We start from the raw sequence: 13,482 nt of genomic DNA on the forward strand, positions 1-13,482 counted from the left end.
AGCGGTTGCGGACGGTTCGCGGGATGCCGCACCGGGCGTGCGTGTGGGAGGGGGCACGCCTGGGCGGCAGGGCAGTTCTATGCGTGCCGGATTGCGCGTGGAGGGCCGGGAGGTTTCCTCCACGTGTCGGTTCTACGCGCGTTGCACAGTGTGCACGGGCGCCGGATGCGGCGCCATATCCCTGACCAAAAACGTCTGTTGGGTGGCGACCGGGGCGGTCGGTGTGCTTGCAGGGTCCCGCCTCCGTGGGTCGACCGGGTCACGACTCGGCGGCCCGGAGGAGGTCGGCGAACGTGGTGCACGCCACCGGCGCACCGAGGGCCCTCATGGTCCAGGCGCCGCCGCGCGGGTCACCTCCGCCGTGATCAGCGCCGCGTGGAGGCCGTGGGCGGGAATCGCGTACCGGGCCAGCTCGTGGCCACGGCCCTCGTCGACAATCCGGCAGTGCGCGCTCTGCACGGTCTCGAAGGTGCTGCCGTCGAAGGAACTGACGGCGAATACGACGCGGTCCGCGTGCGGAGGCAGCCGGGACAGACGGGCGACGAACGACTCCTTGTCCCCCTCGACGTTCTCCACCACCGGGCCGGCGAAGTGCTCGATGGAGCCGTCCGAATGGGTGGGGTTGTCGGCGAACACGGCGTCAAGGAAACGGCCTTGTCCGTACAGCAGGGCGAAGGTGCCGGGACGGCCGCGCCGACGGTGCCCGAGCGAGCCGGAGTACGAAGCGGACCGCCAGCCAATGCCCATCCGTATCAGGTTGAGCGGGCGGCCGTTCGCCCCGTTCAGCGGGACTTGCTGGCCCGTGGCCATGAGGACGGGCATGGGAACTCCGAGCGAGGTGGCGGGACAGAGCGTGGGGGAGCGAACCGCCCGGTGACGCGCGGCGCTACCCTCAGCCTCACGCTCCGTCCGGTGCGCCGGTACCCGACGACTGTCCGCCGCCACTCCGCCACCCAGCGGGCCCACCCCCGCCGCACGGCGGGGGCGGGCCGTCCGAGCACCCCACTCACACGGCGGGGTACTCGGTCGGGACCAGGAGCTGAGTCGCCGCCAGTTGTGCGTACAGCTCGTCCCGCTCCACCAGCTCCTGGTGAGTGCCGATCGCCCGGACCGCGCCGGCGTCCATGACGACGATCCGATCGGCGTCCGTCACCGTCGACAGGCGGTGCGCCACCACCAGGACGGTGGTCTCGCGTGCCGTCTCGGCGATGACGTCCCGCAGCGCCAGCTCGTTGACCGCGTCGAGCTGTGAGGTCGCCTCGTCGAGGAGCAGCAGCCGGGGCCTGCGCAGCAGGGCGCGGGCGATCGCGACGCGCTGGCGCTCGCCGCCGGAGAGCTTCGAGCCGCGGTGCCCGACCAGGGTGTCCAGGCCGTGCGGGAGACGCTCGACGAGCGTGTCGAGCCTGGTCCGGGCGAGGACGACGGGGATGTCGTCGTCCGTCGCGCCGGGCGCGCTGAAGACCAGGTTCTCCCGCAGCGTGCCGGCGAGGACCGGCGCGTCCTGCTCGACGTACCCGATGACGGACCGCAGCTCGGACAGCGGCCACTGCCGGATGTCCGTGCCGTCGACCAGGATGCGCCCGCCGGTCGTCTCGTAGAACCGCTCGATGAGCGAGAAGACCGTCGACTTGCCCGCGCCCGAAGGCCCGACGAAGGCCGTCATCCCGGCGCCGGGCACCTCGAAGTCCACGCGGCGGTGGATGTCGGGCAGCCCGGGCCCGTAGCGGAAGGACACCTCCTCGAAGCGGACCGACGCCGGACGCACCTCGGTCCGCACCGGCCTGTACGTGGCCGACGGCTCCGCGGCCAGACGGTCCACCTCCTTGATCCGGGAGATCGCGGCCGCGCCCTCCTGGTACGCGGAGGCGGCCTCGACCAGCTTGTACACCGGCTCCATCAGGTAGAAGAGGTACAGCAGGAAGGCGATGAGCGTGGAGACGGGGATGTCCCCGGACGCCACCCGCGCCCCGCCGACCGCGAGCACCGCGAGGAACGCCAGCTCGACGGCGAGGTTGTCTGCGGTACCCAGCAGGGCCTCCCATTTCGCGCCGCGCACGCCGTGGCGCCACGCCCGCCGGGCCGACGCCTCGACGCGGGCGGTCTCCCGCTCCTCGGCACCGGATGCCTTCACCGTACGGAACGCGCCGAAGACCCGTTCCAGGCCGGTGGACATCTCCCCGACCGCGGCCTGGGCACGCTCGGCGGCCTGCCCGATCTTCGGCATCACCAGGGCCGCGCCCGCCCCGACAACCACGACCACACCGAGCGTGACGCCGAGCAGGACGACGTCGAGGAAGGCCATCACCACGACGGCCGCGACCAGCGTGAGCGCCCCGGTCGCTGCGTTGACCACCGCCTGGGTGCTGACGGCCCGCAGCAGCGTGGTGTCGGAGGTGACCCGGGACATCAGATCGCCCGGCTGCATCCGGTCCACCGCCGAGAGCCGCAGGCGCAGCAGCCGGCCGATCAGGCTGCGGCGAGCGGCCAGCACGACCGACTCGGCCGTCCGCTCCAGGACGTAGGCGCCGAACGCCTCGGCCACCGTGCTCAGCAGCACCAGCGCGGTCAGCGCCAGCAGGACGGTGGCGAGCGTGCCGCCGGACGAGAGCCGGTCGACGAGCGCCTTCGTGGCGAGCGGCTGCAGCAGCCCGCCGGCGGAGCCCACCAGCGCCAGCAGCAGACCGAGCACGACGGTCCAGCGGTGCGGGCGGACATGTCCGTACAGCGCCTTGAGCGTATCGCGGACGCGCAGGGACTCGGCACCCGTCGTCTCCGGGGCGGATGCGGTGTTCACAAGATTCCTTTCGCACGTGGTCTCCCGCCCATCGCGTCAGCAGCGGCGGGCATCAATCAGAACCGGGCCGTGGCACTCGACTCAAGGCGCCTGCTCGACGGCCGTCGCGGCGATCGTGTGCACAACGGCAGCGCAAAGGTCAGGGCTAACGACAGCTAGGTAGAGGCCGCTCGCCGCAAGCGCCATGCCGAGGAACCTCCCAGAGCACGCTCCGGCGCCGCCCAACGTCCCCACGGTCCCCAGCTCCGGCCGGCGGCCGATGGGAAGTGCTGGGCCCCAGCTCCTACGCACGCTCTGCCATGCCACCAGCCTGCAAGCCCGTACCTTCTGTCGGCCATCCGACGATCGTCGGATGCACCCCCGCCAAGTGGCTGGCCCCCCCCAGCACACGCTGTCACTGTCGGTGTCCCAAGCTCACAGCGTCCACGGTGTACAGCACCGTGTCTCGGTCCGTCGGTACGATGAGCTGGTCGAGGTCCTCGCCGTTGTTGTCGGTAGCGCACATCGGGGCCGTCGTCGATGTAGGTCACGAAGTTGCCGCCGTACTTGGAGACGGCCCACTACCGCGTCGCGCATCTGAGCGCGTGAGTGGCGCACAGCTCGCTTGCATTCCTTGCGGCAGACCCGATTCATGTGCTCAGTTCACGGGGACGGCGGCTGCGGTCGTATGGGCAGCACGCGAAGTGTCCCGTCTCGTGTGACGAGTTCCGTCCGTAGCTGCTGGTTCTCCAGTGCTAGCTGGTTGAGCGTGCGAACCAGACCCTCGACGTCGGCGCGTAGCTGGGTAAGTTCCTCGGCGTCCTTGGCCCGCAGTTCCTTCAGCTTGACAACCTGCTTGCGTAGCCGCTGCTCGCTGTCCGGCATCTGTCCGCAGGCCCGGACCCTGCCGTAGAACTCCTCCTTCAGGTCCAGGTGTCGTTGGGTGAGCGCGTTCCTTGGGACTTGGGCTTCCTTGGCGAGGGCGACGACGGTCAGCGCCCCGTTTGAGTGCTGCGCTCGTCCGTCGAGGATCCGGTCCATGGCGGCCCGGATACGCTCGCGTTCGTCTGCCGACCCGCTCACTGCATGTCCTTCAACGTGATCCGGTCGTGGTCGTGGGCGTCGGCGAGGGTGCGAAGCCGGCCAGCGTGGCGTTGTAGTCGTTCACCGACCGGCTGCGGGGCGTGAGTGGCCTGGTGGTCGAGGAGCGCGGCACGGTCGCGCAGGCCGACGGCGTGATGGTCAGTCCGGACGATGTTGCCGCAGCCGGGGACGCACTGGTCCAGGCGAGGCGTCTCACGGACGTCGTCACGGTGACACAGGGCCTGCTCGCGCTTGTAGTGGCACAGCAGGAACGCGTGCGGGTTGTCGTAGAGCAGGGCGTGGTCGTTGGCGAGCAGGCGGCGCGCGCTGGTGGCGTTGAGGAGAGTGCCTTCGAAGAGAGGAGCATGGGCAGCAGCCTGGATCGTGCGTCGGGCGGCAGGCCCGGAGATGCCGATGCCTGCGGCGAGACGGTCATTGAGGTGGGCCAAGGTGTCGGCGACGGCGCGCACGGTTTCGATGTCGATGAGGTCGTGGATTCCGCCGCGGCTGCGGGAGGCGTAGCCCTCGCTGGCGAAGGCGGTCTCGAGGTGCCCGTACTGGATGGCCAGGGCCACCAGGCCCCCAGGGCGACGCGCAATGTGCCAGGCCAGAGTGCGGCGGAAGCGTTGGGTGCCGATGCGCCCTGCTGGGTCGGGCGGGATGTGGTGGGCCGGCAGGCTGTGGGCGGCGGCCTGGAGATTGGCCCAGGCGATGAAATCCTGGATGCGGACCGCGAGTGCGCTGGGGCGCAGTGCGCCGCGGTGGTAGCGGGAGGTGCCGCCGTGGAGGGAGTGACTGAACAGCAGCTGATCCCCGGGAGCCAGACGTTCCAGCACACGGATGGCGTTCACGACGGGGGTGATAGCGACCCAGGGCACATCGCGCTCGATACCGGCGGAGAGGTGGTTGCCGTCTTCGTCGGTGGCGGTCTTGTAGGCGCGGGCATGGATGTGGTGCCAGCCGAGCTGCGGCGGACGACCGAGGTCCGGAGGCGGGCAGCAGCCGGTACGCAGGCCGAGGATCTCGCCCGGGCGCATGCCGGTGAGGTAGGCGATGACGATGAAGCAGGCGGTGGCCAGGTGGCGGACAAGGCCCGGTGTTTCGTTGAAGTCAAGGGCCTCACGCCATGGCCGGCCCTCGATGCGGCCGCGGACTGGGGTGGTCAGCGGGCAGGGCCCTGGACGCTGGACCGTAGCTGTGACGAGTCCTGCCTGTTCGACGTAGCGCGCGACCTGGTGGCGCGAAGCGCCGGTCAGCCCCGCCACGTAGGCGCGTGCGAAGCCGACACGGCCCTGGTTCACGGTCGCCGGCAGCGGCATTCCGCCGACGAGGAGTGGGTCCAGGAAGGCACGCAAGGCGGCCTGGCCGTGGTCGGTGGTGGGGTTGGTACGGGCGGCCACGGTGAGGCACTCGGTTTCGGCGTGAGCGGCCAGGATGTCGTCGGCGAAGTCGCCGACCATCCGCATCGCCCACACCAGCAGCGGCCCCATCGTCGCTTCGGCGATCGGCTCCGTCTCGTTCTCCCCGCCGCGCGAGGAGGCCGGCGGCAGGAATGTATCCCTGCCCGGCTCGTCCCACGGCGGCCGGGCAATCCCGGACGGCCGGGCACTGAGCAGATCGAACGCCCACAGACGCGTCAGCGAGGTGAAGATGTCCTCGATCCGGTCACGGGAGGCGCCGCTCGCGGCGAGGTGCTGTGCGTAGAGGCACCACACGTCACTGGTGCACTGTCCAAGTGAGGTCAGGCCCTGCCTATCCAGCCATGCGGCCAGGTACATCCACTGCTGCACGGTCTCCTTGACCTTGGACAGGCTGGTGCGCGACCGAAAGCGGGTACCGCGTCCGGCCAGGAAGGTGGGCCGCAGCTCTCCGTTGATCATCGTCCAGGCGGCCCGGCGGACCTCGGGCTGAAAGCCGGGCGGGCAGCGTCGCCAGTGGATCTGCTCGAGGGACCGGCTGGGATTCTCAGACAGTGCGGCAAGTGGCCACACTGGATCCTCGAACCGCCCGTTGATGTCCGCGTGCAGGGGCCGCGCATACCGCTCAAGGACGATGGGGGTGCCGGGCACAGGCTCGGGGAGGAGGTAGGCGTCAACTTCTGCGGGGGTACTCATGGCTCCAGTGCTCCGCTCAGCAGGTGGTCGACGAGCAGGCGGTCCTCGTCGCCGATCCGCTCCCGTGCCTGCTCCCACACGCCGTCGCCCAGCCGCGCCCGCACATCCTGGAGCCGGGCGTGTGTCCGGCTCCAATCGCGAGCCCAGACCCGCGCGGGCAGTACGGACCGCAGGCCCTCAAGCACGCCGTGCAAGTGCACGAGGCGCGGGTAATGCCCGGGGTGGATCCGAGCATTGGTACAGCCCAGACACATCAAGAAGGAGGCGGCGCATCCACCGTCCGGCCCGAGGTAGGGGCCGTGCTCGAAGTCGCAGCAGTCGGCCATCACCGTGGGCAGGTGGCCCGGCTGCGGTGCAGTGTGGAACGAGGCAGCCACAGTCGCTTCGGCACGGCGGGCGGCGTCCTGCGCGGCCGCGGCGATCACCTCTGCCGCGCCGGTCTGAACCTGCGGGTCGGGCAGCACATAGTGGCGGTCGTGGGTCGCCTGGCTGTTCTGGCCCGCCTCGCGCCGCAGCAGCGCGTTCACGGTGCGCCGGCCCCGACGAAACGGAGAGCCGGCAAACCCCTGGCGCCGAGCCCACTCGTTCGCGGCCGTGTGGTGCACCCCGAAGCGGAACTGGCCCACCGGCGGGTGGTGCTCACTGCTGCGGATGGCCGCGCCGCCCTGCTCCCACCGCCACACCAGCAACACGTCCGTGCCCGGAGCGAGGTCCTCGACCGCAGCGCGGGCGAACCGGGTGGCCTCCAGTGCCTGCGTGATCAGCCGTCCCGCAGTCCCGACACCGTCGTCGGTGACGTTGAGTGACTCATAGGCGCGGCCGTTGCCGCGTCGGTACTTCTCCAACGGGATGCGATAGGTTGGTCGGCCATCAGGCCCAGGGTCCGGTGAGGCCCGCGGCACTTCGAGCCGATGGATCACCGACAGGTTCCAGCCGAACTCGCACATCAGCAGCACCCCCAGCGCCACCGCCTCCAGACGCGACAGGAACAGACGCTGCCAGGTAAGCGCTGGACTGCTGCCACCCAGCGCCCGGTGGAACCGCCATACCGGGTTCTTCGCCCCAGTCCCGGAGATCCTGCGAGGGATGTCCCCGGTACGCGCGAGCGAGTTCAGCGCCTCCCCAATGAGGCTCTCCCGGCTGCCTGGGACGAAGTCCCCGGCCCGCCAACGATGCAGGTGTCGGGCGTTGTCGTTGATCCGGATCAGCGCGGCACGAAAACAGCGCCGTGCCGCCGCCCTGATCGCATCGAACTCGGCTTCGCTGTAGGACTGGACCCCGCTCACCGGTCGACGCACCCGTACCGCCAGTTCCTCGGCCACCTCCACGCCAGCCAGCCGCGGATCCTCCCGCAGCAGGCTGCTGACCCGGGTGATCGCGTTGTAGCCCTGGCGTCCGGCTGATTGGCTCAGGCGCCAGCGCTTGAGCAACGCGCCGGCCAGCTCGTCCACGTCCCTGGGGGCCGGGTCCTGCGTGGCGATGAAGGCAGCGAACTTCCGCAGTAGCTGCCACGTCAACCGCGACGAATGGTGGCTCGTCCAGTGATGCGGCGTACACCGGGCCGCGAACAACGTTGCCAGCGAAAGCTGTATCGGCACAGCGACCGGCAACAGCGCGAAGTCGTACTCGGCGACACCGCCCGCCCGATCCACATTCCGCACCACCAGTCCGCCCGCTCCGACCGCCTCCGGACGGCTGTGATCGCTCGGAGGTACGGAAGCGGCCCGACCCCGGCGGTTCACAGCACACGACCCATCCCCGGTGCCAACCGTGCCTCCAGATCCTGGATCCCGTCCGATTCCCGCGCCACCCGCGCGAACACCTCATGGGAGTGATGAGACGCTCGGCATATGTGGCCACGGCGGCCGCCACACGGGTCAGTGCGGCGGCGACGCCGACCACAACCAGCGCCGGCAGGGCTTCGTACAACCGGTCGGCCACGCTTCCCGCGCCGAGGAGCGGATGCATCGCGCTGGCTGTCGCTGCCAGCAGCACTGCGGCCGCGGCACCGGTGACCACCGGACAGGCCAGGAGGAGCAGAAGGGCCCGGCGGTCGATGCGCCACGACATGCCGATGATGCGGGCGAGCACCTTCGGGACCTGGCCGTAGAGCTTGCGGAAGGAGGCTTCACCGAGGGGGTTCACCGAGTACTCCCCGGTGTACTGGATCTCCGCCGGCGGCGGGGGAGGGACTGTCTCGTTCTGCTGGACCTCACGTGTTTCTGGTGCGCTCAACTGCGGTCCTCCATCACTGGCGTGCTTGATTTCCGTGACGACACCGAGGTCAACGACGCGGCTTCGATATCGAACACACGTGTTTGAGACGAGGCATGAAGCCCGAGACTGAGCCCTCGGCGTCGTATGTAGGGCGCACGGACCCTTGTTCGGCCTGGGGGTCGAAGGATCCACTCATGGCTGACACGCCGAGCTTCGATGCACGTGTGGCGGGTGGGTTTTCGGGCCGCCGCCCCTGGGCTGCAGCGGGCGGTCAGTTAATCGGGCGAGAGTGAAGGAGCGAGCCGGCTCTCATGAGGTCTTCCGGTGTGTCGACGGCCAGGCCGTCGTCGATGACAGGAAGCATCCGCACGCCGTGGCCGTGCTCCACGAAGCGCATCATCTCCACGCCTTCGGTGAGCTCCAGCGGCCCTTGAGGCAGTTGTTGGAACAGGCTGAGGGCCGCGCCTGTGAAGCCGTAAAGCCCCAGCTGGCGTCGGTACCTCGGTCGGTCTCCTCGTGGGTACGGGATCGGCTGGCGGGAGAACATCAGCGCGTTCTCCTTGGCGTCGACGACGACCTTCACGACGTTGTGGTCCAGGACTGCGCCGACATCGTCCAACACCGTGTATGCGTTCACGGCGAGCGTTCCCGGTGCGAGGTGTTCCAGGGCTTTGGAGACCACGTCGATTGCGGCAGGGGATATGAACGGTTCGTCGCCCTGAACGTTGATGTACGCGTCTGCCGGAAGGCGCGCCGCGCACTCCGCGACGCGGTCCGTGCCGGTGAGGTGCTGGCCAGTGCGCATGCACTCGATGCCCAGCTCGTGGCATGCCCTCTCGATGCGCTCGTCATCAGTGGCGACTACCACGCCGTCGAGACGCTCGGCCTGCAGGCATCGCTGGTGGACGTGCCAGAGAAGCGGCTTGTCCCCAAGCTGGGCGAGGGGCTTTCCCGGAAACCGGGAGGCTCCCCAGCGACAGGGGATGACCGCCACATGATGGCGACGTGCGGTATTCGGTGGTGCGGTCGTGGTGGCGGCCACGGCGTACTCCCGTCGGTGGGTGTCAGGAATGGGTGGGGCGATGGAGGTGGGCCCCGTCGGCCAGGGCGGCCGACGGGGCGGAGTCGTCGAACGAGCGCCACCCGTGGCTGCTCATCTCTTCGGTCTGCAGCGCGGCGGCCAGAGCCTGCATGTGGGCACGCATGCCGTGGTGAAGGTCGACCTGGGGCTGCCAGCCCAGGACCTCCTGGGCGCGGCCGCGGTTGGCACGGGTGGTGAGGACGTCGCCGCTGCGCGGGTGCTCCTGGTGAACTTGGACATCGCGTCCGGTGAGGCTGCGCGCGATGTTGATCACTTCGAGCAGGGAGGCGCCCGAACCACCACCCACGTTGATCACGCCCTGCGCGGTCGGGACGGTGGCTGCGGCGATGGTGGCCGAGATCGCGTCGTCGACGTACGTGAAGTCCCGGCGCTGGTGACCGTCACCGTACAGACGGAGCGGTTGACCGGTCAGGGCTGCAGTGAGGGCACGGTGTGTGAACATGTCCGGCCGCTGGCGGGGGCCGTAGACGGTGAAGTACCGCAGGGCGACGACGCTGGTCGGGCAGTGGGTCTGCGTGGAGTGCGCGAGGCAGAGCTGCTCCTCGGCGAGCTTGGTGACCGCGTACGGGGACGCCGGCTGGGGCCTGTCGGTCTCCACGCTCGCACCGCCGTCCGTGGCGCCGTAGATGCTGGAGGACGAAGCCACCACGAGCCGGGGAACGCTCATGCGGGCGACGGCGTCCATGACGCGATGGGTCCCGAGGATGTTCGAGGCAACGTAATCGCTGAACTTCGGCCCCCAAGAGGGACGTACCCCGGGGATGCCGGCCAGATGGAAGACTGCGTTCGCGTCCACCAGAAGCGGCTCGATCGCACAGCTGAGGAGGTCGGCGGTGACGTGCATGTATCCCGGGAGCCCCTGCAGAGCGGCGAGGTTGGCCGCGGCCGTGGGGTCGGTCGCCGGGTCGCGCCGGTCGACGCCGATGACGATGGTGCCGGCCCGGACGAGGGCGTGCGCGAGGTGGGAGCCGATGAAGCCGGCGGCGCCGGTTACGACAGCCCGACGCGGGACAGTGGTGGTCAAATGGGCGGGCGAGTTCTGTGACACGGGGATCTCCAGAAGGTGGCGAAGGGAGGCATTCAGGAGAGACGGGTCAGCACGGTGCGACCGTGGGCGCTGAGGGCGGGGTCGTCCTGCTCGTGTCCACGCACCAGGGCGGTGACGGCCTCGATCGCGCCGAAGGACTCCAGCAGCCGCTGTTCGGTGTCGCTCAGCGGCTGTCCGTACCCGGCGAAGAAGGCCGTGCGCAGGTTGGGTGCTGCCTGCCAGCGGCGGAACTCGAGCCGGGCGAAGTCGCGGATGCGGGCCTCGCGGCGCATGTGCTCGAAGTCGCACAGCCCGAAGGCGTCCCCGAGGAGCCAATTCCGCGGTTGGTAGTCGAGGTGGCATACCGCGCTGTCCAAGGACGTGCTCGCCAGGTCGTCCGCGCTGTGGCTCAGGCCGTCGCGTTCGACCGCGGAGATGAGGCCGGCCCGGTCCGCACGGGCGATCCAGTGACGCAGCCGCTGGGCAAGGCCCGTGCCGACGGCTCCGTTGGGCGGCACCGAGGTGGCGCGGTGCAGCTTCCCCAGCACACGCCCGGCCTCGTAATGGACCTGCTCCTCCTCGGGCGATCCCGGTGCGAGCGTGTCCGCCCGTACGCCGGGAACGGCGGTGAACAGCAGCGTGCACGTCATGTCCTGCTGGCCTACGACGTGGGGGATGTGGCCGATCATGTGAGCTCCCCAGGCGATATAGGCCTGGAGCTCCCGAACGTACCGGTCGCGTTCGCTGTGCTGTTTGGCGAAGAACTCTTTGCCCTCGGTGTCGACCAGGCGCAGGACTCGAGGCGGGAGCATCGGGTCGTGCACGATCCGAACCACTCCGAGGGTGCCACGGGCCAGGTTCAGACGCGGGTCGTCAAACAGCGTGATCACGAGGCGGCCTCCTGCGCTAAGGCGACCAGGTGCTCGGTGTCGTTGTGACGGTCGAGCATCCATCGTCCCTGCCCGAGTCGGTTGAGGTGGTGCTGCCAGCGGGTGATGGACCCATGGGAGACCGTGAATCCGGCCGGCGAACCGAGTGGGATTCCCAGGAGCAGGGTGTGCGCAGCGATCACGGTCTCGCCGTGCGCGGCGAACAGGACGCGTTCGCCCTCGTGCTGGTCGATGAGTTCCTGCAGGAGGCCGCCGGATCGCTCCAGGTAGCCGTTCCAGGTGTCGGATCCAGCAGCCCAGGGGTTGTCGGGATGGGCGTGTGGCCCGCCGTCGGCGGCGGTTTTCACCTCGGTCCAGGACTGGCCGTCGGCGGCGCCGTGCAGGGGACCGTCGAGACGGTCGTCCGTGCGCACCGGGAGCAGGAGGGCCTGGCTGATGATTTCGGCGGATTGGCGTAGGCGGATGCGCGGGCCGGCGTACAGCGCGTCGAACGGCCTGTCGCGGTGCTCGGCGGCGAGGCGGACTGAGACCTTCTCGACCTGGGCATACCCGCGGCTGGTCAGCCCGGTGCAGGTGCGCGGGCCGCCGACCAGGCCGTCGACGTTGCACTGGGCCTCGCCGTGGCGGACGAAGACGAGTTCGGTGGTGATCATGCGGAACCTCGGGGGCAGAGGCGGGCCGTCCAACTGTCGCGGTAGCCGTTGCGACCGGCGTACGGAGCGGTGAGGACGGCGTGCAGGGCGAGGAAGTCGTCGAGCCGCTCGCGATCCGTGGTGCCGAGCCGGGGGTCGTGGCGTTCGGCGGATTCGTTGTAGGCGCGCAGGGCGGAGTCGATGGTTGGGGCCGGTAGCGGTCCGTACGTCAGGGCCATCGTCGCGATCAGCTTCGCCAAGTCGTACGCCATCGGGGCGAGCGTCAGGTCGTCGGTGTCGACCGTAAAGACGCCGCCGATCTCGGTGATGATGAAGTTCCGCAGGTTGCAGTCCTTGTAGAAGGCGGTCGGTCCCTCGGCGGTCCTCTCCAGCAGCGTCAGCATCGCGTGGAGGGCGCCCCGGTCCGGCAAGTACCCCTGTTCCACTCTTCTTCGGAGGGCGGTCTGCCGGGGCCCGATGTAGTCGCCGAACGCGATGCCGTCCCGGAAACGGTGCGGCGTGTTCAGAGAGGCCGGCCGGAGGTCGGTGGTCCAGGCGGCACCGTGCGCGTCGCCCAGCAGCCGGGCCAGGGTCAAAAGGTCGTGGGGCCGGGCCGGACGGCCATCGATCCACTCGTACGTCAGACTCGTCGGCCCGACCACGGTCAGCGCCGGCAGACGCAGCGACCGTGCGTGTTCGGTGAGCCAGGCGTGATGGCGGGCAGCTGAGGCCACCTGGGCCGCGGTCTCGTACCGCTTGGTGAAATACCGAAGCATCACAGCTTGCCTCCCTGCGACCGCGCCACGACGAACGTGACGAGGGATGTAGTGGTGAGCGGGCCGTCCGGAAGGGACTGGTGCAGGCTTGCGGCGAGCGCGCTCGGATTGCCGTACAGACCGGGGGCGAGGTCGTACTTCGGGTTGGTGGCCAGGTACTCCGCCACGTGGTCGTGGCCGTCGAAGGTGAAGCTGTGCTCTTCGTGCTCCACGGCGAGTACGTCAAGCGACGCGGCGGCCAGGTCGGCGAGATTGCCGCTGTGCGCCGAGATGTACAGGCTCTCGTGCTGCTCGGCTCGCGGATCGAGGCCGACGGCAGCGACCAGCTGGTCCATCTCCCGATAGCTGTCGAGCCCTTTCGTAACGAGCACGGCCAGACCGCCGGGAGCGAGCGCCCGACCGATCTCCGCGACTACGGTCAGCGGATTGGGCGAGTGGTAGAGGCAGAACGCGGCGACGACGACATCGCACGACCTGGCAGTCACGGGGAGACGGTGGAAGTCCCCCCGGTGGAAGGTCACCGGGAGGCCGGGCAGCTGCCGGGCGCGCCGACGGGCATGTTCGACCAGGGCGGGGGCGGCGTCGAGGCCGACGACGCGCCGGGGCCGGAGCCCCTCGGCGAGGGTCAGGCTGCTCGTGCCGCGGCCGCAGCCGAGGTCCAGCGCCAGGCCGAGAGGGTCCGGTCGCTCGTGGTGGTCGCGCACCAGCCCGACGATCGTGTCCGGTACAGGGCGCCCGGAGGTCTTCGCCCGCATCAGCGCGCTGGACCGCCCGGCCAGCCGAGAGGCGTGCCCGTACAGCTCCGTCTGCCGCGCGGGGTCCAGGAAGGGGTTGATGCCGCTCATGCCGCACGCTCCCCTCGGGTGAG

The 13,482-nt window shown here is 69.8% G+C and carries 11 protein-coding genes and 1 pseudogene; all 12 read right to left on the reverse strand.

The genetic code is table 11. The annotated features are described in order from the left end of the window. Positions 1-324: 324 nt before the first annotated feature. A complete protein-coding gene (locus ACZ7G1_RS13945) occupies positions 325-822 on the reverse strand; it encodes a TerD family protein (RefSeq protein ID WP_470871210.1) in 498 nt (165 codons plus the stop codon). Between the two features lie 184 nt (positions 823-1,006). Then, entirely contained in the window at positions 1,007-2,794 is a 1,788-nt protein-coding gene (locus ACZ7G1_RS13950) for an ABC transporter ATP-binding protein (RefSeq protein WP_470871208.1), read from the reverse strand. Between the two features lie 642 nt (positions 2,795-3,436). After that, positions 3,437-3,814 (reverse strand): hypothetical protein, encoded by a 378-nt coding sequence (locus ACZ7G1_RS13955; protein ID WP_470871206.1) that lies wholly within the window; start codon positions 3,812-3,814, stop codon positions 3,437-3,439. Positions 3,815-3,852: 38 nt separating this feature from the next. After that, entirely contained in the window at positions 3,853-5,970 is a 2,118-nt protein-coding gene (locus tag ACZ7G1_RS13960; RefSeq protein WP_470871204.1) for an integrase, read from the reverse strand. Next, positions 5,967-7,622, reverse strand: a complete 1,656-nt coding sequence (locus ACZ7G1_RS13965) for a hypothetical protein (protein WP_470871202.1) — start codon at positions 7,620-7,622, stop codon at positions 5,967-5,969. Before ACZ7G1_RS13965 ends, ACZ7G1_RS13960 begins: the two co-directional genes overlap by 4 nt. A 175-nt stretch (positions 7,623-7,797) precedes the next feature. Further along, positions 7,798-8,205 (reverse strand): annotated as a pseudogene (locus ACZ7G1_RS13970) (ABC transporter ATP-binding protein); the annotation flags it as partial. Between the two features lie 253 nt (positions 8,206-8,458). Then, a complete protein-coding gene (locus ACZ7G1_RS13975) occupies positions 8,459-9,229 on the reverse strand; it encodes a 3-deoxy-manno-octulosonate cytidylyltransferase (RefSeq protein WP_470871200.1) in 771 nt (256 codons plus the stop codon). A gap of 22 nt (positions 9,230-9,251) precedes the next feature. Beyond that, positions 9,252-10,337: an NAD-dependent epimerase/dehydratase family protein gene (locus tag ACZ7G1_RS13980; RefSeq protein ID WP_470871198.1), complete on the reverse strand. Its 1,086-nt coding sequence runs from the start codon at positions 10,335-10,337 to the stop codon at positions 9,252-9,254. A 32-nt stretch (positions 10,338-10,369) separates the two neighbouring features. Then, positions 10,370-11,206 carry a phosphotransferase gene (locus ACZ7G1_RS13985; RefSeq protein ID WP_470871196.1) on the reverse strand — a complete coding sequence of 279 codons (837 nt, stop codon included), beginning with the start codon at positions 11,204-11,206 and terminating at the stop codon, positions 10,370-10,372. After that, positions 11,203-11,859 (reverse strand): histidine phosphatase family protein, encoded by a 657-nt coding sequence (locus ACZ7G1_RS13990; protein WP_470871194.1) that lies wholly within the window; start codon positions 11,857-11,859, stop codon positions 11,203-11,205. The genes ACZ7G1_RS13985 and ACZ7G1_RS13990 overlap by 4 nt, the downstream gene beginning before the upstream one ends. Continuing rightward, complete coding sequence (locus ACZ7G1_RS13995) at positions 11,856-12,614, reverse strand: phosphotransferase (protein WP_470871192.1); 759 nt, start codon at positions 12,612-12,614, stop codon at positions 11,856-11,858. The genes ACZ7G1_RS13990 and ACZ7G1_RS13995 overlap by 4 nt, the downstream gene beginning before the upstream one ends. Then, entirely contained in the window at positions 12,614-13,459 is an 846-nt protein-coding gene (locus ACZ7G1_RS14000) for a class I SAM-dependent methyltransferase (RefSeq protein ID WP_470871190.1), read from the reverse strand. The genes ACZ7G1_RS13995 and ACZ7G1_RS14000 overlap by 1 nt, the downstream gene beginning before the upstream one ends. Positions 13,460-13,482 lie beyond the last annotated feature (23 nt).

The organism is Streptomyces sp. NPDC037273, from assembly GCF_055603625.1.

What these genes read in the sequence shown, in the direction of transcription:
- ACZ7G1_RS13945 (WP_470871210.1), bottom strand. Translation starts at nt 822, where the DNA reads ATGCCCGTCCTCATGGCCACGGGCCAGCAAGTCCCGCTGAACGGGGCG.
- ACZ7G1_RS14000 (WP_470871190.1), bottom strand. Translation starts at nt 13,459, where the DNA reads ATGAGCGGCATCAACCCCTTCCTGGACCCCGCGCGGCAGACGGAGCTG.
- ACZ7G1_RS13995 (WP_470871192.1), bottom strand. Translation starts at nt 12,614, where the DNA reads ATGCTTCGGTATTTCACCAAGCGGTACGAGACCGCGGCCCAGGTGGCC.
- ACZ7G1_RS13960 (WP_470871204.1), bottom strand. Translation starts at nt 5,970, where the DNA reads ATGAGTACCCCCGCAGAAGTTGACGCCTACCTCCTCCCCGAGCCTGTG.
- ACZ7G1_RS13955 (WP_470871206.1), bottom strand. Translation starts at nt 3,814, where the DNA reads ATGGACCGGATCCTCGACGGACGAGCGCAGCACTCAAACGGGGCGCTG.
- ACZ7G1_RS13990 (WP_470871194.1), bottom strand. Translation starts at nt 11,859, where the DNA reads ATGATCACCACCGAACTCGTCTTCGTCCGCCACGGCGAGGCCCAGTGC.